This window comes from Moorena sp. SIO2C4 (genome assembly GCF_010672485.1).
In the GTDB taxonomy this organism is placed as follows: Bacteria; Cyanobacteriota; Cyanobacteriia; order Cyanobacteriales; family Coleofasciculaceae; genus Moorena; species Moorena producens.
Map to the genome: position 1 here is coordinate 1 of NZ_JAAHGN010001240.1, position 2,016 is coordinate 2,016.

General features: G+C 45.9%; 2 protein-coding genes. Both read left to right on the top strand.

The genetic code is table 11. From position 1 onward, the window contains the following. The first annotated feature begins 151 nt into the window (after positions 1–151). Positions 152–931 carry an HvfC/BufC N-terminal domain-containing protein gene (locus F6K20_RS36095; protein WP_287298037.1) on the top strand — a complete coding sequence of 260 codons (780 nt, stop codon included), beginning with the start codon at positions 152–154 and terminating at the stop codon, positions 929–931. Positions 932–1,184: 253 nt separating this feature from the next. Then, entirely contained in the window at positions 1,185–1,994 is an 810-nt protein-coding gene (locus F6K20_RS36100; RefSeq protein ID WP_287298039.1) for a tyrosine-type recombinase/integrase, read from the top strand. Positions 1,995–2,016 lie beyond the last annotated feature (22 nt).

Consider the following 2,016-nt stretch of genomic DNA (forward strand, 5'->3'; position numbering starts at 1 on the left):
TGATAGCTGATAGCTGATAGCTGATAGCTGATAGCTGATAGCTGATAGCTGATAGCTGATAGCTGATAGCTGATAGCTGATAGCTGATAGCTGATAGCTGATAGCTGATAGCTGATAGCTGATAGCTTACGTATTTAGATCAGGTAAGTAGATGGAATTAAGGACACTACAACAGTTATTTTACGATGCTGTTTTTGAAAATAATCCTGCCAGTACACAAACCATTGCTCAACACATCAAAGCAGCTAAACAATTGACCCCTGCTGAAGGGTTAGCGATTTATCGTAGCAGTGTCCTAGGCAACCTGAGCCAAACCTTAATGTCAATTTATCCAGTCTGCTGTTGTTTGGTGGGAGAGAAATTTTTTGATGGAACAGCGATAAGCTATATCCAACGGTTTCCTTCTATATCAATGGATTTAGGAAATTATGGCGAGCACTTTCCTGATTTTCTAGCCAATTTTGAGCCAGCAAAACAGTTACCCTATTTACCAGATGTGGCCAGGTTAGAGTGGCACTGGCATCGTGTGTTTAATGGTGAAGAGGCTACCAAGTTAGATGTCCAAGCATTGAGTACAGTTCCCCAAGAAAAATGGGGAGAACTGATTTTCCATTTACCTAAAAATAGTGTTCTGATTGAGTCAGCTTACCCGATCCATCGCATTTGGGAAGTTAATCAGCCTGAATACGAAGGTGATCAGCAAGTGAATTTGGATGAAGGGGGCATACAACTATTCCTCTGGCGCAATGGTTATGATATGCGCATTGAGCTGCCAACAAAAGCAGAATGGCAACTGCTGAAAGCTTTTCAAGCCGAAAATCGATTTGAAGCAATTTGTCAAGACCTAGCTGCTGATGAATTAGCTATTGATGTGGCATCTGAGCTACCGCTATTTGTACAACGTGGATGGATTGCTAGGTTTTCGATTTAGACAGATCCTTATGGAAATTCCCACAAGCCAAAACCCCGCGTTTTTAAACCACCGGATGTAAGCTCGCTTACGCGGACAGGCTGGGGAGTGTCAAAGACAGTTACCCACGCCAATAGGTGAGCCGACCCATAGATTTAGGATTCTCTGAAGTTTTCAAGGTGCTTCAGAGCAAGCAGGTGTTCGTCCTGTATTACTTTGTTATATATATACTACATAATACACTACAAAGTGTCAAGAGTGTAATACAAAAAAGTTGTTATTCGCGCAGAACAAGACTGTCCATCGGTTCAGTGTGACCCTCACTACCACCTCACTCTGTCTCACCACAGCTTCACCGTTGACTGGGCATCCGGCACGGGTTTATTTGAGTATTTTGAGTCCTGGGTCGCAGCCAACAATGAGGCAAGCTTTGGATGCGATCGCATCCCTACTAACCAATAACGAATGTGATGCGGATACCCTTGACTGGGCAGCTCTCACCTATCAGCACACCGCTGCCGTCCAAGCCGCACTACTAGAAATCAATTCCCCCGCCACGGTCAAGAAGAAGATGGCAGCCCTCAGAGGAGTGTTAGCTGTGGCAAAGAAGTTGAAACTGATGCAGGCAGAAGATTATGAGGCGGCGGTGGATTTACCCAGGATTAAGAATCATCCCTTACCTAGAGGTCGAGCATTAACTCAAACAGAAATTACAGCACTTATTAAGGTATGTGCCTCCGATACAACCAACCAAGGGGCTAGGGATACCGCCCTAATTGGCATTCTACGGGGTGCGGGACTGCGACGGGCAGAGGTGGTGAAGCTGGAAGTGCGAGATTTTGATGGTTCCACTGGTGCATTGGAGGTGCGTCAGGGTAAAGGGGGGAAGGATAGAACAGTTTATTTACCTGAAAACGCGATCGCGAAGCGTCGGCTTTGCCGAATCGCGTTTGTAAATGATTGGTTGAGTGTCAGAGGTCACCAACCAGGGGCGCTGTTGTGCCCAATACAGAAAGGGGGGCAGATAGAGTACAGAAAGATGACCCCCCAGGCAGTATTGTTGATTTTGCAGAAGCGGGGCTAAACAGGCTGGGGTGGAGTCCTTT